This is a genomic window from Streptomyces sp. A0592 (assembly GCF_004795115.1).
GTDB lineage: Bacteria > Actinomycetota > Actinomycetes > Streptomycetales > Streptomycetaceae > Streptomyces > Streptomyces erythrochromogenes.
In genome coordinates this window covers 134239-160829 of record NZ_SSBM01000005.1, presented here as the reverse complement: position 1 = coordinate 160829, position 26591 = coordinate 134239, and the positions used below count along the sequence as shown (strand labels likewise).

The following is a 26591-nucleotide window of genomic DNA, read 5'->3' as shown; positions in this document are numbered from 1 at the left end:
CTTAGCGCAGTCGGAGAGCCTTCATGACCTGGAGGCTGCGGGTCATGAACGCCGCGTACTTCTCGTCGTCCATGCCCAGCGAGGGCGCCATGGGGACCAGCCGCTGGTGGGCGACGGTCTGGGCCTCGGTGTACTTGAGGATGCCCTCGGAGCCGTGGCGGCGGCCGAGGCCGGAGTCCTTCATGCCGCCCATGGGCGCCTGGGCGCTGCCGTAGGCGGGGGCGTAGCCCTCGTTGATGTTGACGGTGCCGGTGCGCAGGCGGGCGGCGACCAAGTGGCCGCGGCGGGCGCTCTTGGTCCAGACGCTGGAGTTGAGGCCGTAGGCGGTGGCGTTGGCCTCCGCGATCGCCTGCTCCTCGTCGGTGAAGCGGTAGATCGAGACGACCGGGCCGAAGGTCTCCTCGCCGCAGACCGCCATGGGGGCCTCGACGCCGTCGAGGATGGTGGGCTCGTAGAAGAGCGGGCCGATGTCGGGGCGGGCGGTGCCGCCGGCGACGAGGGTGGCGCCCTTGGCGACGGCCTCGTCGACGTGCCGCTGTACGGTCTCCAGCTGGCGCTCGCCGACCAGCGAGCCCATGTCGGCGCCGTAGGACAGGGAGCTGCCCAAGCGCATGGCCCGGGTGCGGGCGGCGAACCGCTCGACGAAGTCGTCGGCGATCGAGGCGTGGACGTAGAGCCGCTCGATGGAGATGCACAGCTGGCCGGCGGAGGAGAAGCAGGCGCGGACGGCGCCCGCGGCGGCCTTCTCGACGTCGGCGTCGTGCAGGACGAGCATGGCGTTCTTGCCGCCGAGTTCGAGGGAGACCCCGACGAGCCGGTCGGCCGCACCGCGGGCGACCTCGCGGCCGGTGCGGGTGGAGCCGGTGAAGGAGACGTAGTCGGCGTGGCGGACCACCTCGGGGCCGACGACGGGGCCTTCGCCGAGGACGATCTGGAACACCTCGGCGGGCAGCCCGGCCTCGATCAGCAGGTCGCGGGCCCAAAGGGCGGTCAGCGCGGTCTCGGTGTCGGGCTTCATGACGAGCGCGTTGCCCGCGACGAAGGCCGGCAGGGCGTCGCCGACCGACAGCTCCAGGGGGTAGTTCCAGGGGGCGATCTGGCCGACGACCCCGCGCGGCTGGCGCAGCTCGGTGACCTTGGTGAGGGTGGGCATCGCGCCGGTGTGGCCCTTGGGGCGCAGGTACGAGGGCGCCTTGCGGCCGTAGTGGCGGGCCGAGACCGCGACGGCCTGGACCTCCTCGTGGGCGTGCAGGCGGGCCTTGCCGGTCTCCAGCTGGATCAGGTCGAGGACCTCGGCCTGCCGGGCGAGGACCAGGTCGTGGAAGCGCAGCAGGACTGCGGCTCGCTTGGCGACGGGGACGGCCGCCCAGGCGGGCTGGGCGGCGCGGGCCCGGTCGAAGGCCTCGGCCACGTCCTCGGGGGTGGCCTCGGGGAGCTCCGCCAGCCGGTCCCCGGTGAAGGGGGTGTGGTTGGCGGTGCGGCCGGAGCCGATCACTCCGCGCGTCAGCCGTGCGACCAGGTCGGGGGTGACCACATCGGCTGCGGTGCGGGCACCGGCCGGGGCCGGGGCAACCGGGTTGGTGGGCTGCGGTGCGGTGCGGAGGGGGGCGTCGGAGGCCTGCGAGTCCGTCATGCCGGTGAGCGTATTGCGCCCGGCAGCCTTTGGGTACCCGCCGGTAACCGGATTTTGCCTTTTCCGCCAGTGATCGCTGGCAGGATGCCCGGATCGGTGCCGATCAGGGCTTCTTGGCGGGCGGCTCCCAGCCGCTGAGCACGACGTCGAACTGCTGGCGGGTCTTGTCCCAGTCGGCGACCGGGCTCGCAATGTAGATCGCGTACTCGGTCTCGTCCGCGGCGATGTACATCTGTTCCCTGGCCCTGCGCGGGCCGGGGTGGCTCTGCTTCTCCGTCCAGCTGAAGTCCCAGAGCGCGCCCCGGGTGCTGCCCCGGAAGGTGTTCTGGTTCAGCTGGTGCTTCTTGTAGTCCGTCCGCGCCGCCACCTTCTCCTCAAGGTCCAGCAGGTGGGCGTACGGGTCCTTGTAGTCCGGGCTGGGGTCGGCCGCGATCCGGATGAGGTGCTTGCCGTCGTCCGGGGTGTAGTCGATCTGGTCACCGTTCGCCTGCCTCTTCCAGCCCTCCGGGATGAACAGGGTGAAGCCCACGATGGGGTCGACGACCCTCGTGTAGCCGGCCGGCGGGGCCGCCGCCTGCGGCTTGCCCTCGTCGCCGGAAGTGCCGCCCGTCGAGCTCGTGACCTTGTCGGTACTGCCGTCCGCCCCCGAGTCCCCGGTGTACTTGAGGACCCCGAAGACACCGCCGCCGCCGAGCAGCGCGGCCACCAGGGCCACCACCGCGGCGCGCTTGAGCCAGCCGCCGTCCCGGTCGGCGGGCGCGGCCGCGGCAACCGCCCCGGAGACCGCGGGCTCCGGCAGCGGGGCCGTCTGCGCGACCTCCTCGTGCGGGGCCGGCACCTCGGGCCGCTCCTGGGCCGGGGCGAGCTCCTCCGAGGTGACGGCGCGCGTCGGCACGTATGCGTGGGCCGCCTTCGGCTCGCGGCCCTCCATCGCCTCCAGCAGCATCCGCTCGGCCTCCTCCGCCGAGGGCCGCTCCGTCGGGTCCTTGCGCAGCAGGGACGTGATCACCGGACCCAGCGCCCCGGCCTGGCGCAGCGCCGGTGGCTCGTCGTTCACCACGGCCTGCATGCTGGAGATGGGCGACGTGCGGCGGAACGGGGAGCGTGCCTCCACCGCCGTGTACAGGGTGGCGCCCAGCGACCACAGGTCGGAGGACGGGTCGGGGATCCCGCCGGTGACCCGCTCGGGCGCCAGGTAGTCGATCGAGCCCACGATCTCGCCGGTGCGGGTGATGGAGGAGTCGCCCTCGATCGCGGCGATCCCGAAGTCGGTGAGCAGCACCCGGCCGTCCTTGGCGAGGAGCACGTTGCCCGGCTTCACGTCCCGGTGCAGCACGCCGACCGCGTGCGCGGCGCGCAGGGCGCCCAGCACGTGCAGCCCGATCCGGGCCGCCTCGCGCGGCTCGATCCGCCCGGCCGCCTTGGCCGCGTCCGCGAGGGAGGGGCCGTCGATGTACTCCATGACGATCCACGGCCGGTCGTCGTGCTCCAGCACGTCGTGGACGGTGACCACCGCCGGGTGCTGGATCCGGGCCGCCGCCCGGGCCTCCTTCTGCGTCCGGGCGTGCATGACGTCCCGGTCGGCCTGGGTGACGTACAGACCCGCCGTCAGTTCCTTGACCGCGACGGTCCTGTGGAGCAGCTCGTCATGCGCGCGCCACACCTTCCCCATGCCGCCCCGGCCGATCGGCTCGACGAGCCTGTACCGGCCCGCCAGCACGGCGCCCCCACCTGTCTGCTGTTCCACGAATTCCCGCCGCTCTCTGCACTTCAGGCCAGATTACGGAGCCCACGGGGGCTGTCGGAACCGCCCGGGCGCCGAAAGACGGCACTGTGACGCAATCGCCGTACTGATCAGTCGTCAAAATCCGCTCATCCGCCCGCCTTGTAACTCGCCGTGGCCTTCTCGAAGACTTCGGTGACCTTGGTCTGCTCGTCCTCCGGCCCGGTCACCAGGACGACGTGGTAACTGCCGCCCAGTGCGACGACGAAATTGCGGGCGAACACGTTGCGACCGGTCCCGTCGATCCACGTGTAGCGGCCCGTGGCGCGGAGTTGCTGTCCGACCCGGGTGGTCTTCACGTCCCCGACGGTCGACCATGTGGACGTCCGGTACGGCGTCAGCTCCGGCTCCTTGTCCTTCTGGTACGCCGCCGGGTCCGGATTGCCCTCGACCTTGTCCCGGCCGGGGACCACGGTCAGTACGAACGCCCCGTCCGTGTACCGCACCTGGCCCGCCTCATTGATCCCGCGGCGCTCCCAGCCCTCGGGGACGGCGATCTCGAAGTGCTCCGGGTCCTGCTGGGTGGTGTAGCCGGGCGGGGCCGGCGCGGGTGCGGCCTGCGACGCGGCGGGCCCGGTCGTCTGGGGTGCGGGCTTGGACTCGGGCGTGCCGGTGGGTACCTGGGAGGGGCTCGGCCCGGTGGACGTGTGCGCGGTGGCCTGTCCGGGGCCGCCCTGCTCCTGCGGAACCCCGGCCCGGGGCATGAACAGCATCGCGTACGCCACGGCCCCGGCGAGGAGGACCAGGATGCCGAGGACGAGGGTCCGGCCGAGCGCCCGCGGCTTGCGGGCGGCCGTGGGATTGCGGTGCCGCCCGTGGACCTCGCCTCGGCGGCGTACGACGGGCAGCCGCGCGGGATCCGCCTCCGGCATCGGGAGCACGCCGAGCCCGGCGTCCGGCTCGGGAGCGGTCCGTACGAGCGAGCGCAGCCAGCCGCGCAGTTCCTCGAAGTCGGGCCGCTCTGTGGGGTCCTGGCGCAGCAGGGACTCCACGACCGGGCGGAGCGCGCCGCACTCCTCGGCGAAGGCGGGGGGCTCGGCGCAGACCATCTCGACGAGCTCGGCGACGCTGTCCTCCGGGTACGGGGCGTGGCCCTGCACGGCGCGGTAGAGCAGCGCGCCGAGCGCCCAGAGGTCGGTGGCGGGCCCGACGGGCGCCGCCAGCTGCCAGTGCCCGTGCACGGGGCCGGCCTGTTCGGGGGCCCACCGCTCGGTGATCGCGCCGACCACGGCCATGCGCGTGTGCCGTGCCCGCTCGGCGTCGAGCCCGGTCCACGCGGCCGCCTGCGGAGCCGGTTCCGGTTCCGGTGCCGAGCCCGGTGCCCGCTCCGGGGCCAGGAGCGGCAGCGGGGGCGGGCCGCCGAGCGCGGGGCGCCCCGGGGTCTCGGCGTGGCGGTAGCCCTGCGGCAGGGCGAGCTGCGCGGGCAGGGCGGGCACGGCCGGCGCTTCGGCGCGGCTCCAGGCCGGTGGGGCCGGTACGGGCTGCGGCCGGGTCTCGGGCCACGGCTCTGGCTCCGGCCTCGGCGGGGGCTGCGGCTGCGGTCCGGGGTGGGGCTGCGGTTCGGGCTGGGGCTCGGGCTGGGGTCCGGGCTGGGGCTCGGGCTGGGGTCCGGGCTGGGGCTCGGACTGCGGGAGGGCCGGGCGGCGCGGGGTCGCGCCGTGCCAGGCACCGGCGGTCCCGGCCCCGGTCTCCGGTCCTCCCCCGTACGGATACGAGTAGCCCTGCGGGAGGGTCGATCCCTCGGGCCTGCGCTCGGGCGCGGCCGCGGCCCCCGCCTCGATCGCGGCTCCGGTACCGGCCTCGGCCTTGCGCTGCTCGGTGACCCGGGCGGCGGCGGCCCGCGCGCCCGCCCGGTAGGCGGCGATGACGCCGGCGCGCGCGGCGGCCTGGACGTCGGCACGGTCCTGCGGCCGCCCGGGGGTGATGTGGTCGGTGTACCGCGGCCCGGTGTCGTACCCCGGGGCCACGAGGGGCGCGTACCCGGGGGCGTCGTCCGGTTCCGGCGCCCGCGGCGGGGGCGGGGCCTGGGCGCGGGCGGGAGCGGGGGCCGGAGGCGGTGGCACCGGAAGCGGTGCGGAGGGTACCGGAGCCGGTAACGGGGCGGGTGCGGGGCCGCCGCCCCAGCGCTGCCCGTCGGGACCGGAGTCGGTGGTGCGGGGGACGGGGTCGTACCCGCACAGGGCCTCCTCCGCGGCCCCGGCCGCGAGGCCCGTCAGCACGACCCGGCCGTCCTCGCACACCAACACCGTCCGGACGGTGATGTTCCGGTGGGTCCAGCCGTGGGCGTGCAGCACCCGCAGCGCGGTGAGCACGTCCGACGCCACCTCAGCAGCCCGGTAGGGATTGAGGGGTTCGTCGGCGAGCAGTGCGGCCAGCGGCTTGGCCGGGACCAGTTCGCTCACTATCCACAGCGACTCGCCCTCGGCGAACACGTCGAAGACCTGGTCCAGCCGGGGGTGGTCGGGAATCGAGGCCGCGGCCTGCGCCGCCTCGATCGCGCGCCGCACGGCCGGCAGGTCGGCGGGAGCACGACGGGCCGCCGGAACGGCCTGCGGCCCGTCCATCAGCTCGGCGTCCACGACCTCCGGCAACGGCACCTGCCGGACCAGGACTTCCTGTCCGCTACGCGTGTCGAAGGCCCGGGTCTCGACGAGCTCGTACTCGTCGGACGGCGGCAGCGGCAGGCGGTAGCGGCCGGCCAGGATCCGGCCCGCGTACTCCTCCACATCGCCTCCCCCGAGTGCGGCAGGCCTTCAGGGCCCCGCTGACACGATACGTCGAGAGGGGCGCCTGCGTCCCGGGGTCAGCCGAGAGGCTGGAACGTCTGGAAGGCGACGTCGCGCATCTGGGTGCACTCCGGGCCGTCCCACTGGTCCGCGGGGCAGCTGATCATGATGGCGTAGCCGTGCGTGGCATCGGTCTTGAACCCGCGGTTGAGCACGCGGACCTTCGTCCCGCCCTGCTCGCGCTCGAACTCCCAGTCCGCGACGGTCGGGTAGCCCCGGTACTCCGCCTTGTCTATGCGGATCTGCCGGTAGCCCTTGCTGCTGCCGCCCACGGCGGGGGCCAGCTTGACCCAGGCGAGGGCCGCGTCGTCGCCCGGCTTGTTGGTGAAGTCGACCTGGATCCGCGGGAACCCGCCGTCGCGGCTGAATATCCCGCCGGAGTTGTCACCGGCCGTCCCCGTCCGCTTGAACCCCTCGGGCATCGCCATCGAGAAGTGGAACCCGGGCTCCGTGATCACCGCGTATCCGGCGGGGAGTACGCCTCCCGCGCCCCCGGTCGTGGCGCCCTGCCCCTGGCTCTGGCCTTGACCCTGGCCCTGGCCCTGGCCCTGGCCGGCGGTCTGCTGGCCCTGGCCCTGGCCGCCGGCTCCCGCGTCGGTGCCGGTACCGGTGCTGGTGCCGGCGGTGCCGCCCGCGCCCGTCTCACCGGTGTTCCCCGAGGGCTTCGGGGAGCCCTGTTCGGCTCCGCCCGAGGTCTGCGGGGCGGACGCGGCCGGGGTGGCGCCGCCCTTGCCCTGGTCCTTCTTGTCCTTGTCGTCGCCGCTGATCGCCCAGGCGATCAGCGAGCCGACCACCGCCAGCACGGCGACCACGGCGACGACCGCCAGCACGATGGTGCGGCGCGGCATGACGTCCGTGAGCGGCGCGACGACGGAGGCGGGTCGGCCCTTCGGCGCTTCCGCCGCCGAGGCCGCGGTCGTGGCGGCGGCAGCGGCCGTCGCCTTGCGGGCGGCCTTCAGCGCGGCGCGGGCACGCTCGCGCTGCTCCCGCTCGCGGCGCTCCCGCTCCTTCTTCGCGGCCTTCTCGGCGGCCTTCTCCGCGGTGGCCCTCTCCGCGGCCTGCTTGGCGTCCGCCAGCGATATCTGCCGGGTCTCCTCGGCGACCGCGGGCACCACGGGGGCCGGTACCGGCTCGGGCGCGGCGATCACAGCGGTGAGCATCGCCCGGGCGTGTCCCTCGTCGAGGCGGCGGGCCGGGTCCTTGGCGAGCAGACCGTAGATGACCTCGGCGAGCGGGCCGGCGTTCTTCGGCGGGTCGACCGGTTCCGTCATCACCGCGGTGAGCGTGGCGAGCGCGGACCCCTTGTCGTACGGGGGCGTGCCTTCGACGGAGGCGTACAGCAGGCCGCCGAGCGACCACATGTCGGCGGGCGGACCGGGCTTCTGGCCGCGGGCGCGCTCGGGCGAGATGTACGAGGGGGCGCCGACGAGCATGCCGGTGGAGGTGACGGAGGGGTCTCCCTCGACCTGCGCGATGCCGAAGTCGGTGAGGACGACACGGCCGTTGCCGGCGATGAGCACGTTGGAGGGCTTGACGTCGCGGTGCAGGATGCCCTGGCCGTGCGCGGCACGCAGGACGTCGAGCACCGCGAGGCCGACCTCGGCGGCGCGGTGCGGGGTGAGGGGGCCGTTCTCCCGGATGAACTCGGCGAGCGAGGGCCCCTCGATGAGCTCCATGACGATCCACGGCCGGGCGTCCTCGTCGACGACGTCGTAGACGGTGACGGCGCCGCCGCTGCGGATCCGGGCGATGGCCTTGGCCTCGCGGAGGGTTCGGGTGATGAGGCGGCGCTTCTCGTCCTCGTCGACCCCGCTGCTGAAGCGGAGCTCCTTGACGGCGACGGTGCGGCCCAGGGTCTCGTCCTGGGCCCGCCAGACGGTACCCATGCCGCCCTTGCCGAGCACGGCCCCCAGCCGGTACCGCCCGGCCAGCAGGCGCCCTTCGTCCTGGCCGTTCCCGGCCGCCTTGGCGGCGGCGGCCTTGACGGCGGCGGCCATGGCATCGGCCTTCTCGACGACGGGGTTCGCCCCGGTCGCCCCCACGGGCCTGGCCGCGGGCTTCGCGTCCTCGGGCTCGGCCGCAGGCGCGGCCTTGCTCAGCCGCGGCTTCGGAGCGGCGGGCTTCGACCCCTCGGGCTTCGCCTCGGCGTCCGACTCCGCGGGCACGGCCTTGCTCAGCCGCGGCTTCGACGGGTCGGGCTCCGCCACGGGCGCGGAGGCAGCCTCCGGCTCCGCGCCGGCGTCCGCCGCGGGCGCGACCTTGCCCGACACCGGCTTGGCATCCTCCGGTTCCGCCGCGGCCTTGCCGGGCTTCCGCCCCGCGGGCTCCGCCGCAGGCGCTGCGGCGGCGGCAGGGGCGGGATTCAGCCCATCAGGCTCCGCGTCAGCGGCCGTCCTTGCCGCGGGCACGGAAACTTCCTCGGGCTTCGCCGCAGGCGCAGAGGCGCCATCGTCAAGCTTCGCCGCAGGCGCCCCGGCAGGTGACTCGGTGTGCTCCGGCTTCGACATGCGTCCCCTCTGCGATCGTGCCGCTGCTCCGCCCGCCCCAGCGGCTGAGCGACCCGGCGGCCGGGGCCCACGGTAACCCGCCCCGGCAGAGCCATCATTGTTCCTCACTCCGCAACGGACGGACCCCCCGGGTCTGCGGTTCCGCCTTCCGCATGCCGGAGTTACAACGGAACGATGTCGGGCGCCCCCAGTCGCGCCGCGTCCGCCGTCTGGTCGTCCGGCTGACGCTGCGATTCCCGCTCCGCCTGGACCCTCTTCTCGTAGTGCTCCACTTCCTTCTCGATCTGCTGCTTGTCCCACCCCAGCACCGGCGCCATCAACTCGGCGCACTCCCGTGCCGACCGCGTCCCCCGGTCGAAGGTCTCGATCGAGATCCGCGTCCGCCGCGTCAGTACGTCGTCCAGGTGCCGCGCCCCCTCGTGCGAGGCGGCGTACACGATCTCCGCCCGCAGGTAGTCGTCCGCCCCGGTCACCGCCCTGCCCAGTTCCGGATCGGCGGCGACGAGGTCGAGCAGTTCCTCCGTCAGCGTCCCGTACCGGTTCAACAGGTGTTCCACCCGCACCACATGCAGGCCGGTCCGGGCCGCGATCCTCGCCCGGCCGTTCCACAGGGCCCGGTACCCCTCGGCCCCCACCAGCGGCACGTCCTCCGTCACGCACGGCGCCACCCGCTGGTCCAGCCCGTGCACCGCCTCGTCGACCGCGTCCTTCGCCATGACCCGGTACGTCGTGTACTTCCCGCCCGCGACCACCACCAGCCCCGGCACCGGATGCGCCACCGTGTGCTCGCGCGACAGCTTGCTCGTCGCGTCCGACTCGCCGGCCAGCAGCGGCCGCAGGCCCGCGTACACACCCTGGACGTCGTCGCGCGTCAGCGGCACCGCCAGCACCGAGTTCACGTGTTCCAGCAGGTAGTCGATGTCCGCACTCGACGCCGCCGGGTGGGCCTTGTCCAGGTCCCAGTCGGTGTCGGTGGTCCCCACGATCCAGTGCCGCCCCCACGGGATGACGAAGAGCACCGACTTCTCGGTCCGCAGGATCAGCCCGGTGGTGGAGTGGATGCGGTCCTTCGGCACGACCAGGTGGATGCCCTTCGACGCCCGTACGTGGAACTGCCCGCGCTCCCCGATCAGCGCCTGGGTGTCGTCCGTCCACACCCCCGTGGCGTTCACGACCTGCTTCGCGCGGATCTCGTACTCGACGCCGCCCTCCACGTCCTGCACGCGTGCGCCGACGACCCGTTCGCCCTCACGCAAAAACCCGACGACCCTCGCCCGGTTGGCGCAGTGCGCCCCGTACGCCGCGGCCGTCCGCACGAGCGTCGTGACGTACCGCGCGTCGTCCATCTGGGCGTCGTAGTACTGGAGGGCGCCCACCAGGGCGTCCTTGCGCAGCGCCGGCGCCACCCGCAGGGCACGGGAGCGCGAGAGGTGCCGGTGCACCGGCAGGCCCCGGCCGTGCCCGCTGGAGACCGACATCGCGTCGTACATCGCGACGCCCGCCCCGGCGTAGAGCCGTTCCCAGCCCTTGTGCTGCAGGGGGTACAGGAAGGGCACGGGCTTGACCAGGTGCGGGGCGAGGCGCTCCAGCAGCAGCCCGCGCTCCTTCAGCGCCTCCCGCACGAGGGCGAAGTCGAGCATCTCCAGATACCGCAGGCCGCCGTGGACGAGCTTGCTCGACCGGCTGGACGTGCCCGAGGCCCAGTCCCGGGCCTCCACCAGGCCGGTGGACAGGCCCCTCGTCACGGCGTCGAGCGCGGTGCCGGCGCCGACCACGCCCGCGCCCACGACCAGCACGTCCAGTTCCCGTTCGGCCATCCGGGTGAAGGCCGCGGCTCGCTGCTCCGGCCCCAGTGTCGCTGTCCTCACGGCTGCCTCCCGTTGGTGCGGGTGAGATCCCGCTCGCATGCCCCCCGTTTCCCGATTCTGACGCCCCGCACCCACATCAGCCACCGCCTGTGGACAACACAACGGTGGCGTTCACCCCGGAATGCGACATATCTGTCATATATAAGCCTAGTCTGACATTGCGCCAGCTCCCCTGTCCTCGGGAGGACTTGCGCGGCACCCCCTCACGCCTGGGAAGGGACGGCATCCCCATGCCCGCAGACCTCGCCGTCATCGGACTCGGCCACCTCGGCCTCCCGCTCGCCCAGGCGGCCGTCGCCGCCGGAATCGAGACGGTCGGCTACGACAGCGGTCCGGTCACGGACTCCACTCTCTCCGCTGCCGAGATCCGCCGCATGTCGGCGGCCGGCTTCCGGGTCACCACCAACCCCGCCGAGCTCGGCCGGGTCCGCACGGCCGTCATCTGCGCCCCCACCCGGCTCGGCGCGGACCGTGCGCTGGACCTCTCCGCCGTGGGCGGCGCGGGCCGCGCCCTCGCCGCACGGCTGCGCCCGCACACCACCGTGATCCTCGAATCCGCCGTACACCCCGGCGTCACCGAGGACTACCTGCGGCCGATCCTGGAAGAGGGATCCGGGCTCCGCGCCGGCCGGGACTTCCACCTGGCCTACTCCCCCAGCCGCCTCGACCCCGGCAACCGGACCCACGGCATCTCCAACACCCCCAAGGTGATCGGCGGCCTCACCCCCGCCTGCACCGAGTCCGCGCACGCCTTCTACGCCCGCCTCACCGAGAAGGTGGTCCGCGCACGCGGCCTGCGCGAGGCCGAGACCGTGCAGCTCCTCGAAACCAACTACCGCCACGTCAACATCGCCCTGATGAACGAGATGGCCGTGCTCTGCCACGACCTCGGCGTCGACCTGTGGGACGTCATCCGCTGCGCCGAGACCAAGCCGTACGGGTACCAGGCCTTCCGCCCCGGCCCCGGCGTCGGCGGCCACGGCGTCCCCCTCGACCCGAACTACCTCCCCCACACCACCCGCACCCCCGGACATCCGCTGCGCATGGTCGGCCTGGCGCAGGAGATCAACGACCGGATGCCGCAGTACGTGATCCAGCGCTCCGCCACCCTGCTGAACGAGCACGGCAAGTCCGCCCGCGGGGCCCGCGTCCTGCTGCTCGGCGTCACGTACAAGCCCGACCTCGCCGACCAGGAGGGCTCCCCGGCCGGCGAGATCGCCAGCCGCCTCATCGACCTCGGGGCGCTGATCAGCTACCACGACCCGTACATCACGGGCTGGCGGGTCAGGGACCAGCCGGTCCCCCGCGCCGAGTCCCTGTACGAGGCCGCGGCCAACGCCGACCTCACGATCCTGCTCCAGCACCACCGCACCTACGACATGCAGGCCCTGGCGGTGAAGGCCCAGCTCCTCCTGGACACCCGGGGCGCCAGCCCGATCGGCGCCGCCCACCGCCTCTGAGCAGCCGGAAAATCCCCCTGGCGATGTCCGACCGGGCTGCCGCGCCCGACTCCTCCACCCCGGTCGCCACGCCGCCGCGGCAGTCGGCGCGGTCGTCGGCCTGGCGGCCGGCAAGGCGGGTGGCTCCAACCCGGTCCTGCCGCTGCTCAGCGTTCTGCTGTCCCTGGCAGCCGTCTTCGGGGGCCGGCTCTTCGGCATCGCCTGGATCCTCGCCGACCAGTTCGGCACCACCGTCCCGGACGCCCTGAGCATCGGCGTGCCCCAGCTGGTCGAGGCCTTGCAGGAAGTGTCCTCCCCGATGACCTTCCTCTTGCTCGCCATCGGCGGCCACACCGCGTTCCAGGCGGCCCGCAAGGCCGGCCACTGACACACCGCCGGACGGCGGGGCGCTGAGCAGGCACGATCGGTCGGCCGCGGAGGGGGAATCCCGGTCGACGCCGATCCGCACCGGTCCATATGATCCGCGCGTGCCCGCTCATACCCCACCCGTTCGGCCCGTGTTCGAACCCGCCGACCGCATACCCGCCCTCGCCGCACTGCGCTCCGCCGTCCAACGCCAGGACTGGGCCGCCGTCGCCGCGGCCTTCGACGGACTCGCCGACGAGGACGACCGGGCCCTCGCCTGCCGGGTCGTCGCCGAGACGGACGGCTCCGAGGCCTTCCTTCGACAGACGGCGCAACGCTCGCCGCGCGATCCGCTGCCCCGGAGCCTGCTCGCCGACCGGCTGGTGCAGATCGGCTGGGGAATCCGTACCGGCCACCGGGCCCGCCACGTCTCCAGGCAGCAGTTCGACGAGTTCCACACCCACCTGCGGCGTGCCGAGATCCTGCTGATCGACGTCTGCGCCGAGCACCCGCGGTACGCCCTGGCCTGGTACCTGCGGGTCATCACCTCGCGCGGCCTCGAACTGGGCCCGGGCGAGACCCGCCGCCGATACGACCGGCTCGCCGAGCACCACCCGCACCACTTCGGCGGCCAGTCGCAGCTGCTCCAGCAGATCTGTCCCAAGTGGGGCGGCAGCTGGGAAGCCGCCCACGGCTTCGCCCGGGAGTGCGCCGCCAAGGCACCCGAGGGAAGCCCCAACGGGGCGCTGGTCGCCATCGCCCAGCTGGAGAACTATCTGGAGATCGCCGAACAGGCCAGCGTCGGAGCAGCGTCGACGTACCTGCGCGACCTCGACAACCAGACCCGGCGGCTCGAAGCGGCCGCCCGGTCCGCCCTCCACCCCGCCGCCCGGGCCGACGCCTTCCGCTCCGTCGACGCCCACAGCGCCTTCGCCGCAGCGCACAGCGCCGCCGGCCGGCACGCCGCGGCGGCCCCGCACTTCCGCGCCCTCGGCGACCGCGCGAGCGAGTTCCCGTGGGGCTACCTGGGGTCCGGCGACCACGAGGACGAGTTCGAACGCCACCGCAAGATCGCCCTGGCGAAGGGCTGAGGGACCACGGAGATGGACATCGACACCACCACGGCGCCCACCGCCACGACCGACGCGGACGGGGTCACCACCACCACCGTGGACGGCGTGCGCACCCTGCTGGCGCCCCGCTCCGGACCCGTCACCGCGGGCCTCCTCTTCCGCGTGGGCCGCGCCGACGAGACCCTCGCCACCAGCGGGATCACCCACCTCGTCGAGCACCTCGCCCTGCACCGGCACGGGATGGGCGATCTCCACTACAACGGCGCGACCGCCGCCGCGTACACCCTCTTCACCGTCACCGGCACCACCGCCGACGTGGTGGAGTACCTCAACGGAGTCTGCGCGGCCCTGCGCGACCTGCCGGTGGACCGGCTGGAGACCGAGAAGGAGATCCTCCGCACGGAAGCCGCCGGCCGGGGCCGCGGACCGGGGCACGGCATGGACGTGTGGCGCTACGGCGCCCGCTCCTACGGCCTCACCGACTGCGCCGAGACGGGCCTGCCCGCCATCACCGCCGAGGACGTCCGCGCCTGGGCCCGGACCCGGTTCACCACCGAGAACGCGGTCCTGTGGATGACCGGCGACACACTCCCCGAGGGCCTGGACCTGACCCTCCCCGCCGGCGAGTGGCTGCCCGCCCCCGAGCCGACCTCGGCCCTGCCCGCCACCCCGGCCTATTTCCACGGCGACGCGGGCGGAGTCGTGCTCACCTCGGTGCTGCCCCGGTCGACCGCGGCAAGCCTGTTCGCCGAGGTCCTCGGCAAGGAGCTCTTCCGGGAGCTGCGCCAGAAGGGCGGCTACTCCTACACGGCCGCCGCCGAGTACCACCCGCGCGACACCGACCACGCCACCGTCACCGCCTACGCCGACGCCCTCCCGGCCAAGCAGGACGCACTGGTAGGCGCCTTCGTCGACGTCCTCGCGAAACTGCGGGCCGGCCGGATCGAGCAGGCCGACCTGGACTCCGTACGGGCCTCCGCGCTGGCGCAGTTCGACAGCCCGGAGCTCGCCGCGGCGATGCTTCCGGGCACCGCCATGAACCTCCTGATGCGCCACCGCCACCTGGCCGCCGACGGGGCGCGGGCCGAGATCGAGGCGGTCACCGTCGAGGACCTCCACGGCGTCGCACGGGAGCTGTGGGCGGACGCCCTCATGCAGGTGCCGGGCCGGGGCGTGGACTGGGCGGGCCTGACCGCGGCCGCGGCTTCCACGGAGATCGTCACCGGACGCCGCTACTCGGCCCTGGAGGACGGGAAGGTCGCCCTGCTCGTCGCGAAGGACGGCATCAGCCTGGTCACGCCGAACGACCAGGTGACCGTGCGGTACGCGGACTGCGCCCTCATGCAGGTCTTCCCGGACGGCGCCCGTCACCTCGTCGGCAACGACGGCTTCAGCATCGCCGTCGAGCCGACGCTGTACCGCCTGACGCTCGGCTGGCTCGCTCCGCTCGACGCCGGCGTGCCGCCCGCCTCCGTGGTCCGTATGCCGCCGCGCGACCCGGCGCGGATCCCGCGGCCGAACCCGTCGGACGTCCAGCGGCGGGTGGCCCCGACCAACCGCAGCGGCGCCGTCACGACGTGGATCTGGCTGCTGGGCACCCTCACGGTGCTCCTCACAGCCGCCACCGGCGTCGTCGTCTTCGCCGAGACCGACCCGGAAGTGAGCCCCGAGGGGCCGGACTGGGGCGCGGTCTTCTTCTCGGGCCTGCTGACCGTGGTCTGCGCCTACCCGTGGATCGAATACCTGCGCAAGCGCAGGCGCGGCGAAGGCTGAGCCGACTCCCGGCACGCCGAAGGGCCCACCCCCGAAACGGGGGTGGGCCCTTCGGCGTGTGAGGCGGGGTCAGCGGCGGTGCTGGGAGTCCGCGACCGTGACCTCGACCCGCTGGAACTCCTTGAGTTCGCTGTAGCCGGTGGTGGCCATCGAACGGCGCAGCGCGCCGAAGATGTTCATCGAGCCGTCCGGGCTGTGCGAGGGACCGGTGAGGATCTCCTCGGTGGTGCCGACGGTGCCGAGGTCGACCTTCTTGCCGCGCGGCACGTCCTCGTGGACGGCCTCCATGCCCCAGTGGTTGCCCTTGCCGGGCGCGTCCGTGGCGCGGGCCAGCGGGGAGCCCATCATCACGGCGTCGGCGCCGCAGGCCACGGCCTTCGGGATGTCGCCCGACCAGCCCACGCCGCCGTCGGCGATGACGTGCACGTAGCGGCCGCCGGACTCGTCCATGTAGTCGCGGCGGGCCGCGGCCACGTCCGCGACGGCGGTCGCCATCGGGACCTGGATGCCGAGCACGTTGCGGGTGGTGTGCGCGGCGCCGCCGCCGAAGCCGACCAGCACGCCCGCGGCACCGGTGCGCATCAGGTGCAGGGCCGCGGTGTAGGTGGCGCAGCCGCCGACGATGACCGGGACGTCGAGCTCGTAGATGAACTGCTTGAGGTTCAGCGGCTCGGCGGCGCCGGAGACGTGCTCGGCGGAGACGGTGGTGCCGCGGATGACGAAGATGTCCACGCCCGCGTCGACGACGGCCTTGGAGAACTCGGCGGTGCGCTGCGGGGAGAGCGCGGCGGCGGTGACGACGCCCGAGTCGCGCACCTCCTTGATCCGCTGACGGATCAGGTCGGCCTGGATCGGCGCGGAGTAGATCTCCTGGAGGCGGCGGGTGGCGGCCTCCTCGTCCAGCTCCGTGATCTCGTCGAGCAGCGGCTGCGGGTCCTCGTAGCGGGTCCACAGGCCTTCGAGGTTCAGCACGCCGAGGCCGCCGAGCTCACCGATGCGGATGGCGGTCTGCGGGGAGACGACCGAGTCCATGGGGGCGGCCAGGAAGGGGAGCTCGAAGCGGTACGCGTCGATCTGCCAGGCGATCGAGACCTCCTTCGGGTCCCGGGTACGCCGGCTCGGGACGATGGCGATGTCGTCGAACGCGTACGCCCTGCGGCCGCGCTTGCCGCGCCCGATCTCGATCTCAGTCACGTGTGGTGGCCTTTCCTCTGGGTCTGCCCGTCCAGTATCCCCGAACCCCGGCGGGCCGCGTTCCGGTGACCGCTGTACGGACTCCGTGCGCACTCCGTGCGCACTCCATGCGAGAGGGGCGGACCCGGTGACCCCGGGTCCGCCCCTCCGCGCCTGCGCCTGCTCAGCCCTTGCGGCTGTAGTTCGGGGCCTCGACGGTCATCTGGATGTCGTGCGGGTGGCTCTCCTTGAGTCCCGCCGAGGTGATACGCACGAAGCGGCCGTTCTCCTGGAGCTCCGGCACGGTGCGCCCGCCCACGTAGAACATCGACTGGCGCAGGCCGCCGACGAGCTGGTGGACGACCGCGGACAGCGGGCCGCGGTAGGGCACCTGGCCCTCGATGCCCTCGGGGATGAGCTTGTCGTCGCCGCCCACGCCCTCCTGGAAGTAGCGGTCCTTGGAGAAGGAACGCTGGTCGCCTCGGGACTGCATCGCGCCGAGCGAGCCCATGCCGCGGTAGGACTTGAACTGCTTGCCGTTGATGAAGAGCAGCTCGCCCGGGGACTCCTCGCAGCCCGCGAGCAGCGAGCCGAGCATCACCGTGTCGGCGCCCGCGACCAGGGCCTTCGCGATGTCGCCGGAGTACTGCAGGCCGCCGTCGCCGATGACCGGGACGCCGGCCGCCTTGGCGGCGAGCGAGGCCTCGTAGATCGCGGTGACCTGCGGGACGCCGATGCCGGCGACGACGCGGGTGGTGCAGATGGAGCCGGGGCCCACACCGACCTTGATGCCGTCGCAACCGGCGTCGATCAGCGACTGGGCGCCGTCGCGGGTCGCGACGTTGCCGCCGATGACGTCGACCGCGGAGTTCGACTTGATCTTGGAGACCATGTCGCCGACCAGGCGGGAGTGGCCGTGGGCGGTGTCGACGACGATGAAGTCGGCGCCCGCCTCGATCAGGGCCTGGGCGCGCTCGTACGCGTCGCCGGCGACGCCGACGGCGGCGCCGACCAGGAGGCGGCCGTCCTTGTCCTTGGCGGCGTTCGGGTACTTCTCGGCCTTGACGAAGTCCTTGACCGTGATGAGGCCCTTGAGGATGCCCGCCTCGTCGACCAGCGGAAGCTTCTCGATCTTGTGGCGGCGCAGCAGCTCCATGGCGTCCACGCCCGAGATGCCGACCTTGCCGGTGACCAGCGGCATCGGGGTCATGACCTCGCGCACCTGACGGCTGCGGTCCGACTCGAAGGCCATGTCGCGGTTGGTGACGATGCCGAGGAGCTTGCCGGCGGGGTCGGTGACCGGGACGCCGGAGATGCGGAACTTCGCGCAGAGCTCGTCGGCCTCGCGCAGGGTCGCGTCCGGGTGCACCGTGATCGGGTCGGTGACCATTCCGGACTCGGAGCGCTTGACGAGGTCGACCTGGTTGGCCTGGTCCGCGATGGACAGGTTGCGGTGCAGTACGCCGACGCCGCCCTGGCGGGCCATCGCGATGGCCATGCGGGCCTCGGTGACCTTGTCCATGGCGGCGGACAGCAGCGGGATGTTCACGCGCACGTTGCGGGAGATGAGGGAAGAGGTGTCGATGTCGTCCGGGGCCATGTTCGACGCGCCCGGCAGCAGCAGCACGTCGTCATAGGTCAGTCCGAGGGTGGCGAATTTGTCGGGCACTCCGTCGGCAGTCATGACACCTTCCCAATGGTCTTGCTCAGCGCGGATGTCCATGCTAACGGGATCCCGACGCGTCTCATTCCACGACCAAGGTCAACCGGAAGTTTCGTAGTTTCCTACGACTATGCCTACTGCTCGGCGAGCGCACGGAGCCGGCTGAGGGCCCGGTGCTGGGCCACGCGCACGGCTCCGGGAGACATCCCGAGCATCTGGCCGGTCTCCTCCGCGGTCAGCCCGACGGCCACCCGCAGCACGAGGAGCTCGCGCTGGTTCTCCGGAAGGTTCGCCAGCAGCTTCTTGGCCCAGGCGGCGTCGCTGCTGAGCAGCGCGCGCTCTTCCGGGCCCAGCGAGTCGTCCGGCCGCTCGGGCATCTCGTCCGACGGCACGGCCGTGCTGCCCGGGTGCCTCATGGCGGCCCGCTGCAGGTCGGCGACCTTGTGCGCGGCGATGGCGAAGACGAAGGCCTCGAAGGGCCGACCGGTGTCCCGGTAGCGCGGCAGCGCCATCAGGACGGCGACGCAGACCTCCTGCGCGAGGTCCTCCACGAAGTGGCGGGCGTCACCCGGGAGCCGGGACAGCCGGGTGCGGCAGTAGCGGATCGCCAGGGGGTGCACGAAGGCGAGCAGGTCGTGCGTGGCCTGCTCGTCACCCTCCACCGCCCGGCGTACGAGCGCGCTGACGCCCCCGGCACTGCCGCCTCCGGCGGCGCCGGTGGGGCCTGTGGCCGCAGGGGACCCCAGGGCCTCGTCGTCGCGCATCAGTCCATGGTGCCTTGGCGCCGGAGCATCCGCGGCACCGTGGCCCTTGTTGTGCGTCGAAGCGTTATGAGCGGGTGCGCCGGAACTCTTCATCTGCGCCCTCCCCTCCCGCTCGGCCGAATAGTCCCCGAGAGACTCCACACCCTCAAGGATGCGGCATCGCGCACGAAGCGAGACGTCCCCCGGATTGTGCCCCGCCAACCCCCGGGTGCGCACCGGGTACGGCGGGACGGGGCTACCGCGACGAGAAGAGGCGCCGGGAGGCGCCGGGCGACGGCAAGAGCGGCGCGCCGCCCCGTCCACCGGTGGCGGACGGGACCGCTCTCGACGATCCGCGGTCTGCGGCGGACCGGGCCGGGCCCGGCCGCTGCGGGGTCAGCGGACGAGACCCCAGCGGAAGCCGAGCGCTACGGCGTGCGCACGGTCCGAGGCGCCGAGCTTCTTGAACAGGCGGCGGGCGTGCGTCTTGACCGTGTCCTCGGAGAGGAAGAGCTCGCGCCCGATCTCCGCGTTGGACCGGCCGTGGCTCATGCCCTCCAGCACCTGGATCTCTCGCGCGGTGAGGGTGGGCGCGGCGCCCATCTCGGCGGAGCGGAGCCGGCGCGGGGCCAGTCGCCAGGTCGGGTCGGCGAGGGCCTGGGTGACCGTGGCCCGCAGTTCGGCGCGCGAGGCGTCCTTGTGCAGGTAGCCGCGGGCGCCGGCGGCTACCGCGAGGGCCACGCCGTCCAGGTCCTCGGCGACCGTCAGCATGATGATGCGGGCGCCGGGGTCGGCCGAGAGGAGGCGGCGGACCGTCTCCACACCGCCGAGCCCGGGCATCCGTACATCCATCAGGATCAGGTCGGAGCGGTCGGCACCCCAGCGGCGGAGGACTTCCTCGCCGTTGGCAGCCGTCGTCACACGCTCGACGCCGGGCACGGTGGCAACCGCGCGACGGAGCGCCTCTCGGGCAAGCGGGGAGTCGTCGCAGACGAGGACGGATGTCATGACCGCCCTCCGCAGCTGCTGATGCGCGTCACCTTGAGCCTCCAGGCTGGTACGTATCGTCACCTGTGCGGTCGATGCTCCCGGACACCTGTCCGAGAACTTGTGGGTTCAACCGCCTTCGCACTCTCAACGATGGTCACTCGAAAGAGTTACGGGTCGGACGGACACCTTCGGCACTCTACGTGAGGAAGCGAACACTGCGGCGGAGGCGCGAGCGGCCTGTCCTCCATCTGGAGCTATGCCCTATTTGGCGGCTTTCCTTCCGTTTGGCACGTGTCTGAGGCTAGATTCCCAATGAGTCATATTTACATCTACTCCGACAGTAGGTGTGGAGACCCTTGGAGACATGGACCGTATCCGCCTCAGTACCGGCACCAAGAGGACTACCAATGGCAGATTTCTCCCGCCTCCCCGGACCGAACGCCGACCTCTGGGACTGGCAGCTGCTAGCCGCCTGCCGCGGGGTCGACAGCTCCCTCTTCTTCCACCCGGAGGGCGAGCGGGGTGCGGCCAGGAGCGCGCGCGAGGCCTCGGCTAAAGAGGTCTGCATGCGATGCCCGGTTCGTTCGGAATGCGCCGCGCACGCACTCGCCGTCCGTGAGCCCTACGGGGTGTGGGGCGGCCTCACCGAGGACGAGCGCGAGGAACTGATGGGCCGCGCCCGGCACCGTCTGATCCCCGCGTCGAGTGCGATCGGACCGATCGCGCCGCACTGAGAGCCGACGAAACGACGGAAGGAACGTTTCCTCCGCACCACCTGCACGCCGGGCGTGTCGCCGCCCGGCCGGGGTTTCACACGTTCGGCCGTACGCGCGCCCCGCGCGTACGGCCGGTACGTGGCCGCGCGCACGGCCGGCGCATGCTCCTGCGGGCGGTCAGCGCGTGGCCGCGCGCTCCAGCTCGGCCAGGGTCGCGGCCACGGCCGGCACCCTGGCCAGGTCGGGCAGGGTCAGCGCCACGACCTCCCGCTCGACGGCCGGCTCCACGACGAGCGTGCTGACGCCCTTGGCCCGCACGGACTCCACCGCGAGCTCCGGCAGCACCGCCACGCCCAGCCCCGCCCCGACCAGGCCGACCACCGCCGGATAGTCGTCGGTGGCGAAGTCGATGCGCGGGGTGAAGCCCGCGTCCTCACACACCTCCACCAGATGGCGGCGGCAGCGCGGGCAGCCCGCGATCCAGGGCTCGTCGGCCAGTTCCGCCATGCCCACGCGCTCCGCCCCGGCCAGCGCGTGGCCCTCGGGGACCAGCCCCACGAGCCGGTCGGTCAGCAGCGGCCGCACCACGAGGTCCTCCCACTCGGCCGCGGACCCGGCGGCCCCGCCGTAGCGGAAGGCCAGTGCCAGATCGCAGTCCCCCTCGCGCAGCATCTCCACGGACCGCGGCGGCTCGGCCTCGACCAGCGAGATACGGGTGCCGGGGTGCTCGGCGCGCATCGCCGCGAGCGCGGTCGGCACCAGGGTGGAGCTGCCGCTGGGGAAGGACACGAGCCGCACCCGGCCCGCGCGCAGCCCGGCGATGGCCGCGACCTCCTCCTCGGCGGCGGTCAGCCCGGCCAGGATCCCGGCGGCGTGCCGGACCAGGGCCTCGCCCGCCTGGGTCAGCCGCATCTCGCGGCCGGTGCGGATGAGCAGCGGGGTGCCGGCCGACTGCTCCAGCGCCTTCATCTGCTGGGAGACGGCGGGCTGGGTGCAGCCGAGTTCGCGCGCGGCGGCGGAGAAGGACCCGGTCCCGGCGACGGCGCGCAGTACCCGGAGATGACGTGCCTCGATCACCCTTCGATCATAAGGCCCTCTTTGACCGTCGCACGAATACCTCTGTGACGCTTTGGGGCCGCCCGGTTAGCCTGTGCCCATGGGTCCCATGCATCTGATCTCCGTGAACGTCGGCTCCGCCACGCCTTCCGAGTACACCGACGCGGAGAGCGGGGTGACGGGCATCGGCAAGCGTCCCGTCCCCGGCCCGGTCCGCGTCGTCGCCCCGGGCGACAAGGCCTCCGGCCTCGGCAGCGGCCTGGAGGGCGATGCCATCTGCAACCGGCGCCACCACGGCGGCGACCACCAGGCCGTCTACGCGTACGCCCGCGAGGACCTCGACCTGTGGGAGCGGGAGCTGGGCCGCGAGCTGCCCGGCGGGCTCTTCGGCGAGAACTTCACCACGTCCGGCATCGACCTGAACACCGCGCGGCTCGGCGACCGCTGGCGGGTCGGCGCGGACCTCGTCCTCGAAGTGGCCTCGGCCCGCATCCCGTGCCGCACGTTCCAGGGGGCGCTGGGCGAGGCGGGCTGGGTCAGGCGGTTCACCCAGGAGGCCCGGCCGGGCGCGTACCTCCGGGTGATCCAGGAGGGTTCCGTCTCCCCCGGCGACCCCATCGAGATCATCCACCGCCCGGACCACGAGGTGACGGTGCAGCTCTGGTTCCGCGCCTTCACCACCGAGCGCACGCTGCTGCCGAGCACCCTGGCCGCGGGCGCGGCGATGGAGCCCGAGGCGCACGAGACCGTGCGCCGGTACGTGGAGAAGTACGGGACCGGGGCCGGGGCGCGATAACGCTGTCATCCGGGGCGGCTAGGTTGCGCCTATGACGACTGCGTTGATTACGGGATCCACGGCGGGCATCGGCGCCGCCTTCGCCCGGCGGCTGGCCGCCCAGGGGCACAACCTCGTGCTGGTGGCGCGCGACACCAAGCGCCTCGGCGAGCAGGCGACGGAGCTGCACGACCTGCACGGCATCGAGGCCGAGGTGCTGGTCGCCGACCTGTCCACCGAGGAGGGCATCGCCTCGGTCGAGAAACGCCTCGGTGACCGCACGCACCCCGTGGACCTGCTGGTCAACAACGCGGGCTTCGGCAACAAGGGCCGCTACCTCGAAGTCTCCATGGCCGACGAGCTGACCATGCTCAAGGTGCACGTCGAGGCGGTGCTGCGGCTGACCTCGGCGGCGTCGGAGTCGATGCGCTCGCGCGGCCGCGGCGGCGTGATCAACGTGGCCTCGGTGGCCGCCTTCGTACCGCGTGGTACGTACGGGGCCAGCAAGGCCTGGGTCGTGCAGTTCACCCAGGGCGCGGCACGGGACATGGCGGGCTCCGGGGTCCGGCTGATGGCGCTGTGCCCCGGCTTCGTACGGACGGAGTTCCACCAGCGCGCCGGCATGGGCACGGACAACATCCCCGGCTGGATGTGGCTGGACGCCGACAAGCTGGTGGCCGCGGCGCTGGCCGACCTGGCCCGCGGGAAGACGGTGTCCGTTCCGGACCCGCGGTACAAGGCGCTGATGGGCGTGGTGAAGCTGACGCCGCGCGGGCTGCTGGGCGGGGTGTCCTCGCGCACCGGCCGCAAGTACGGGCCCCAGTAGCGTTCGTGACCCGCCGGTAAGCCTCCGCCGAAGCCCGCACCGGAACCGCCAAACAGGCTAATTCTCCCTAAACTGGACATGTCCTATCTCCAGCGGGAGGCGACGCGATGACATTCGTACAAGTGATCGATTATGAGACGACGCGGTTCGATGAGATGAACGCGCTCATCGACCGCTGGGCGGAGCAGAGCAGCGGCAGGCGCACCGCCACGCACACGATGATCGGCCAGGACCGCGAGGCCCGGAACCACTACGTGGACATGGTGGAATTCGCCTCGTACGAGGAGGCGATGAGGAACTCTCAGCTCCCCGAGACGGACCGAATGTTCCAGGAGATGGTGTCCCTCTGCGAGGGGATGCCGAAGTTCATGAACCTCGACGTCGTCCGCGACGAGCACCTCAACAAACAGCTCGCGAACCGGGTGTTCCAGGAAGCCGCCATGGCCGGCGACATGGGCGTCCTCGACGAGTGCTTCGCGGTGAACTACATCGACCACGACGCCAGCAAGGAGGAGTCCACCGTCATCGGGCGCGAGGGCATGCGCTCGGACATGGAGATGTGGCGGGCGGCCTTCGACATGACCTTCGAGCCGACGGTCCAGGTGGCCGAGGGCGACATGGTCACGACGGTGTGGAACTGGCGCGGCACCCACAAGGGAGAGTTCATGGGGGTCGCACCGACCGGGAAGACGTACGAGATGTCCGGGACCACGACCTTCCGGTGCCAGGACGGAGAGATCACCGAGGGCTGGTGGCACTACAACCCCGGAGCCCTGCAACGCCAGATGGGCGGGACCGGAGCGCCCTACGGGACCTGAGGCCCGAACACGGGGAAGGCCCCGCTCCGCGGCTGCGGAACGGGGCCTTCGACGTGGAGCGCGATCAGTGGCTGTGGCCGTGACCGTGGCCGTGACCGGCGTCGCCCTCGTCCTCCGCCGGCTTCTCGACGACCAGGGTCTCGGTCGTGAGCAGCAGGGAGGCGATGGAGGCGGCGTTCTCCAGCGCGGAACGGGTGACCTTCACCGGGTCGATGACGCCGGCCTTGACCAGGTCGCCGTACTCGCCGGTGGCGGCGTTGAAGCCCTGGCCCTTGTCGAGCTCGGAGACCTTCGAGGTGATGACGTAGCCCTCGAGGCCCGCGTTCTCGGCGATCCAGCGCAGCGGCTCGACGGCGGCGCGGCGCACGACCGCGACACCGGTGGCCTCGTCGCCCGACAGGCCGAGGTTGCCCTCGAGGACCTTGACGGCGTGGACGAGCGCGGAGCCACCGCCGGAGACGATGCCCTCCTCGACCGCGGCACGGGTCGCCGAGATGGCGTCCTCGAGACGGTGCTTCTTCTCCTTGAGCTCCACCTCGGTGGCGGCGCCGACCTTGATGACGCAGACGCCGCCGGCGAGCTTCGCCAGGCGCTCCTGCAGCTTCTCGCGGTCCCAGTCCGAGTCCGTGGACTCGATCTCGGCCTTGATCTGGTTGACGCGACCGACGACTTCCTCGTGGCTGCCGCCACCGTCGACGATGGTCGTGTCGTCCTTGGAGATGGTGACGCGGCGGGCGGAGCCCAGTACGTCCAGACCGGCCTGGTCGAGCTTGAGGCCGACCTCCTCGGCGATGACGGTGGCACCGGTGAGGGTGGCCATGTCCTGCAGCATCGCCTTGCGGCGGTCACCGAAGCCCGGGGCCTTGACGGCCACCGCGTTGAAGGTGCCGCGGATCTTGTTGACGACGAGGGTGGAGAGCGCCTCGCCCTCGACGTCCTCGGCGATGATCAGCAGCGGCTTCGAGCCACCCGCCTGGATGACCTTCTCCAGCAGCGGCAGGAGGTCCTGGATGGAGGAGATCTTGCCCTGGTTGATCAGGATGTACGGGTCGTCGAGGACGGCCTCCATACGCTCCTGGTCGGAGACCATGTACGGGGAGAGGTAGCCCTTGTCGAAGGCCATGCCCTCGGTGAACTCCAGCTCCAGGCCGAAGGTGTTGGACTCCTCGACGGTGATGACACCGTCCTTGCCGACCTTGTCCATCGCCTCGGCGATGAGCTCGCCGACCTGCGAGTCCTGCGCGGAGAGCGCGGCCACGGCGGCGATGTCGGACTTGTCCTCGATCGGACGGGCAGTCGCGAGGAGCTCCTCGGAGACGGCCTTGACCGCGGCGTCGATGCCCTTCTTCAGGGCGGCCGGGGAAGCACCCGCGGCGACGTTGCGCAGACCCTCGCGGACCAGCGCCTGGGCCAGCACGGTGGCGGTGGTGGTGCCGTCACCCGCGATGTCGTTGGTCTTGGTCGCCACCTCCTTCACGAGCTGCGCGCCCAGGTTCTCGTACGGGTCGTCCAGCTCGACCTCGCGGGCGATGGTGACACCGTCGTTGGTGATGGTGGGGGCGCCGAACTTCTTGTCGATGACGACGTTGCGGCCCTTGGGGCCGATCGTCACCTTGACCGTGTCGGCAAGCTTGTTGACGCCGCGCTCGAGGGCGCGACGGGCGTCCTCGTCGAACTTCAGGATCTTCGCCATGGGAGCGGTTCAGCCCTCTCGAAAACTCGGGTTTAACGAGCTACGCCCCTCGCCGCCCGGCAATCAGCGGGGTGACCAGGGGCGTAGCTCAAAGCAGTGCTGTGAAGCGAAATTACTTCTCGACGATCGCGAGCACGTCGCGAGCCGAGAGGACGAGGTACTCCTCGCCGCTGTACTTCACTTCGGTGCCGCCGTACTTGCTGTACAGCACGATGTCGCCGACGGTGACGTCCAGCGGGAGACGCTGGCCGTCCTCGAAGCGACCCGGACCGACCGCGAGGACGACGCCCTCCTGGGGCTTCTCCTTCGCGGTGTCCGGGATGACCAGGCCGGAGGCCGTGGTCTGCTCGGCGTCGAGCGGCTGGACCACAATGCGGTCCTCAAGCGGCTTGATGGCAACCTTGGAGCTGGCGGTCGTCACGATCCGACCTCCCCCTTCGGAGATCCGGGGTTAACTGTCTGAGGTGGCGACCAGGTCGATCCGTCGTCGCGGGTGCCGGACCTGCCTGTCGCTGTGTTGGCACTCACCTGGGGTGAGTGCCAGGTGCGAGACTATTCCGGCGATTAGCACTCGGTCAAGCGGAGTGCCAATTCCCGACCTCCGGGCGTTGCGCGCAGCCCGATCCGCCCCCCGCCCGGGATCACTACTGTCCCGCCCCCGCCCCCCACAAACCCACCCCCCTGCGCGGCCGCTGCGCGGGGCTCGGCGGTGTCGGGGGGGCGGTGCGGTGCGGTGCCCGTGCCGGGGGCTGCGCGGTGTACGGCCCTGCCGCGTGCGGGGTCGCTGCGCGGGCTCGGCGGTGTGGTGAGGCGCGGTTCCCGTGCCGGGGGCTGCGCGGTGTGACGGCCCCTGCCGCGTGCGGGGCTTGGCGGTGTCGGGGGGTGGGGCGGTGCGGTGCCCGTGCCGGGG

At 72.4% G+C, this 26591-nt stretch carries 19 protein-coding genes; 7 read left to right on the top strand and 12 right to left on the bottom strand.

The window, feature by feature from the left end:
- Position 1 precedes the first annotated feature (1 nt).
- The 5 genes from E6U81_RS10050 to E6U81_RS10030 form a co-directional block, all read right to left on the bottom strand.
- Positions 2-1633, bottom strand: coding sequence for a succinic semialdehyde dehydrogenase (locus E6U81_RS10050; protein ID WP_136229719.1), 1632 nt, complete (start codon positions 1631-1633; stop codon positions 2-4).
- Positions 1634-1736: 103 nt separating this feature from the next.
- Positions 1737-3380, bottom strand: a complete 1644-nt coding sequence (locus E6U81_RS10045) for a serine/threonine-protein kinase (protein WP_240803740.1) — start codon at positions 3378-3380, stop codon at positions 1737-1739.
- Positions 3381-3505: 125 nt separating this feature from the next.
- A complete protein-coding gene (locus E6U81_RS10040; RefSeq protein WP_168714597.1) occupies positions 3506-6142 on the bottom strand; it encodes a protein kinase in 2637 nt (878 codons plus the stop codon).
- A 77-nt stretch (positions 6143-6219) separates the two neighbouring features.
- Entirely contained in the window at positions 6220-8472 is a 2253-nt protein-coding gene (locus E6U81_RS10035) for a protein kinase (RefSeq protein WP_346766136.1), read from the bottom strand.
- A gap of 398 nt (positions 8473-8870) precedes the next feature.
- On the bottom strand, positions 8871-10577 hold the full coding sequence (locus E6U81_RS10030; RefSeq protein WP_136229717.1) for a glycerol-3-phosphate dehydrogenase/oxidase: 1707 nt from the start codon (positions 10575-10577) through the stop codon (positions 8871-8873).
- Between the two features lie 230 nt (positions 10578-10807).
- Between E6U81_RS10030 and E6U81_RS10025 the strand changes: the two genes are divergently transcribed.
- The 3 genes from E6U81_RS10025 (at position 10808) to E6U81_RS41690 (ending at position 15228) form a co-directional block, all read left to right on the top strand.
- Positions 10808-12037 (top strand): nucleotide sugar dehydrogenase, encoded by a 1230-nt coding sequence (locus E6U81_RS10025; protein WP_136229716.1) that lies wholly within the window; start codon positions 10808-10810, stop codon positions 12035-12037.
- A 467-nt stretch (positions 12038-12504) separates the two neighbouring features.
- Positions 12505-13473, top strand: a complete 969-nt coding sequence (locus E6U81_RS10020) for a hypothetical protein (protein ID WP_240803739.1) — start codon at positions 12505-12507, stop codon at positions 13471-13473.
- 12 nt (positions 13474-13485) lie between these two features.
- The gene (locus tag E6U81_RS41690; RefSeq protein ID WP_136229714.1) at positions 13486-15228 is read left to right on the top strand and encodes an insulinase family protein; all 1743 of its coding nucleotides are present in this window, start codon (positions 13486-13488) and stop codon (positions 15226-15228) included.
- Between the two features lie 69 nt (positions 15229-15297).
- Here E6U81_RS41690 and E6U81_RS10010 read toward each other — a convergent pair whose 3' ends face one another.
- The 4 genes from E6U81_RS10010 to E6U81_RS09995 all read right to left on the bottom strand — a co-directional run bounded on the left by E6U81_RS10010 (position 15298) and on the right by E6U81_RS09995 (position 19815).
- Positions 15298-16422: a GuaB3 family IMP dehydrogenase-related protein gene (locus E6U81_RS10010; protein WP_030659524.1), complete on the bottom strand. Its 1125-nt coding sequence runs from the start codon at positions 16420-16422 to the stop codon at positions 15298-15300.
- A gap of 163 nt (positions 16423-16585) precedes the next feature.
- On the bottom strand, positions 16586-18085 hold the full coding sequence (guaB, locus tag E6U81_RS10005) for an IMP dehydrogenase (RefSeq protein ID WP_136229713.1): 1500 nt from the start codon (positions 18083-18085) through the stop codon (positions 16586-16588).
- A gap of 113 nt (positions 18086-18198) precedes the next feature.
- Positions 18199-18828: a sigma-70 family RNA polymerase sigma factor gene (locus E6U81_RS10000; RefSeq protein WP_030659530.1), complete on the bottom strand. Its 630-nt coding sequence runs from the start codon at positions 18826-18828 to the stop codon at positions 18199-18201.
- A gap of 375 nt (positions 18829-19203) precedes the next feature.
- Entirely contained in the window at positions 19204-19815 is a 612-nt protein-coding gene (locus tag E6U81_RS09995) for a response regulator transcription factor (RefSeq protein WP_003948568.1), read from the bottom strand.
- A 389-nt stretch (positions 19816-20204) separates the two neighbouring features.
- Here E6U81_RS09995 and E6U81_RS09990 point away from each other — a divergent pair, with 389 nt between their 5' ends.
- Positions 20205-20531, top strand: a complete 327-nt coding sequence (locus E6U81_RS09990; RefSeq protein WP_030027725.1) for a WhiB family transcriptional regulator — start codon at positions 20205-20207, stop codon at positions 20529-20531.
- 159 nt (positions 20532-20690) lie between these two features.
- Here the strand turns inward: E6U81_RS09990 and E6U81_RS09985 are convergent, their stop codons facing one another.
- Positions 20691-21590 carry a LysR family transcriptional regulator gene (locus tag E6U81_RS09985; protein WP_136229712.1) on the bottom strand — a complete coding sequence of 300 codons (900 nt, stop codon included), beginning with the start codon at positions 21588-21590 and terminating at the stop codon, positions 20691-20693.
- Positions 21591-21678: 88 nt separating this feature from the next.
- Between E6U81_RS09985 and E6U81_RS09980 the strand changes: the two genes are divergently transcribed.
- From E6U81_RS09980 to E6U81_RS09970, 3 genes are all read left to right on the top strand, one after another.
- On the top strand, positions 21679-22365 hold the full coding sequence (locus E6U81_RS09980) for an MOSC domain-containing protein (protein ID WP_136229890.1): 687 nt from the start codon (positions 21679-21681) through the stop codon (positions 22363-22365).
- 31 nt (positions 22366-22396) lie between these two features.
- Complete coding sequence (locus E6U81_RS09975; protein WP_136229711.1) at positions 22397-23170, top strand: SDR family oxidoreductase; 774 nt, start codon at positions 22397-22399, stop codon at positions 23168-23170.
- Positions 23171-23277: 107 nt separating this feature from the next.
- Positions 23278-23988, top strand: coding sequence for an ester cyclase (locus E6U81_RS09970; protein WP_136229710.1), 711 nt, complete (start codon positions 23278-23280; stop codon positions 23986-23988).
- A 64-nt stretch (positions 23989-24052) separates the two neighbouring features.
- On the opposite strand, the gene groL is transcribed toward E6U81_RS09970, so the two are convergent.
- Together groL and groES are read right to left on the bottom strand one after the other, a co-directional pair.
- On the bottom strand, positions 24053-25681 hold the full coding sequence (groL, locus tag E6U81_RS09965; protein ID WP_031147852.1) for a chaperonin GroEL: 1629 nt from the start codon (positions 25679-25681) through the stop codon (positions 24053-24055).
- Between the two features lie 112 nt (positions 25682-25793).
- Positions 25794-26102 carry a co-chaperone GroES gene (gene groES / locus E6U81_RS09960; RefSeq protein ID WP_030011064.1) on the bottom strand — a complete coding sequence of 103 codons (309 nt, stop codon included), beginning with the start codon at positions 26100-26102 and terminating at the stop codon, positions 25794-25796.
- Positions 26103-26591: the final 489 nt, after the last annotated feature.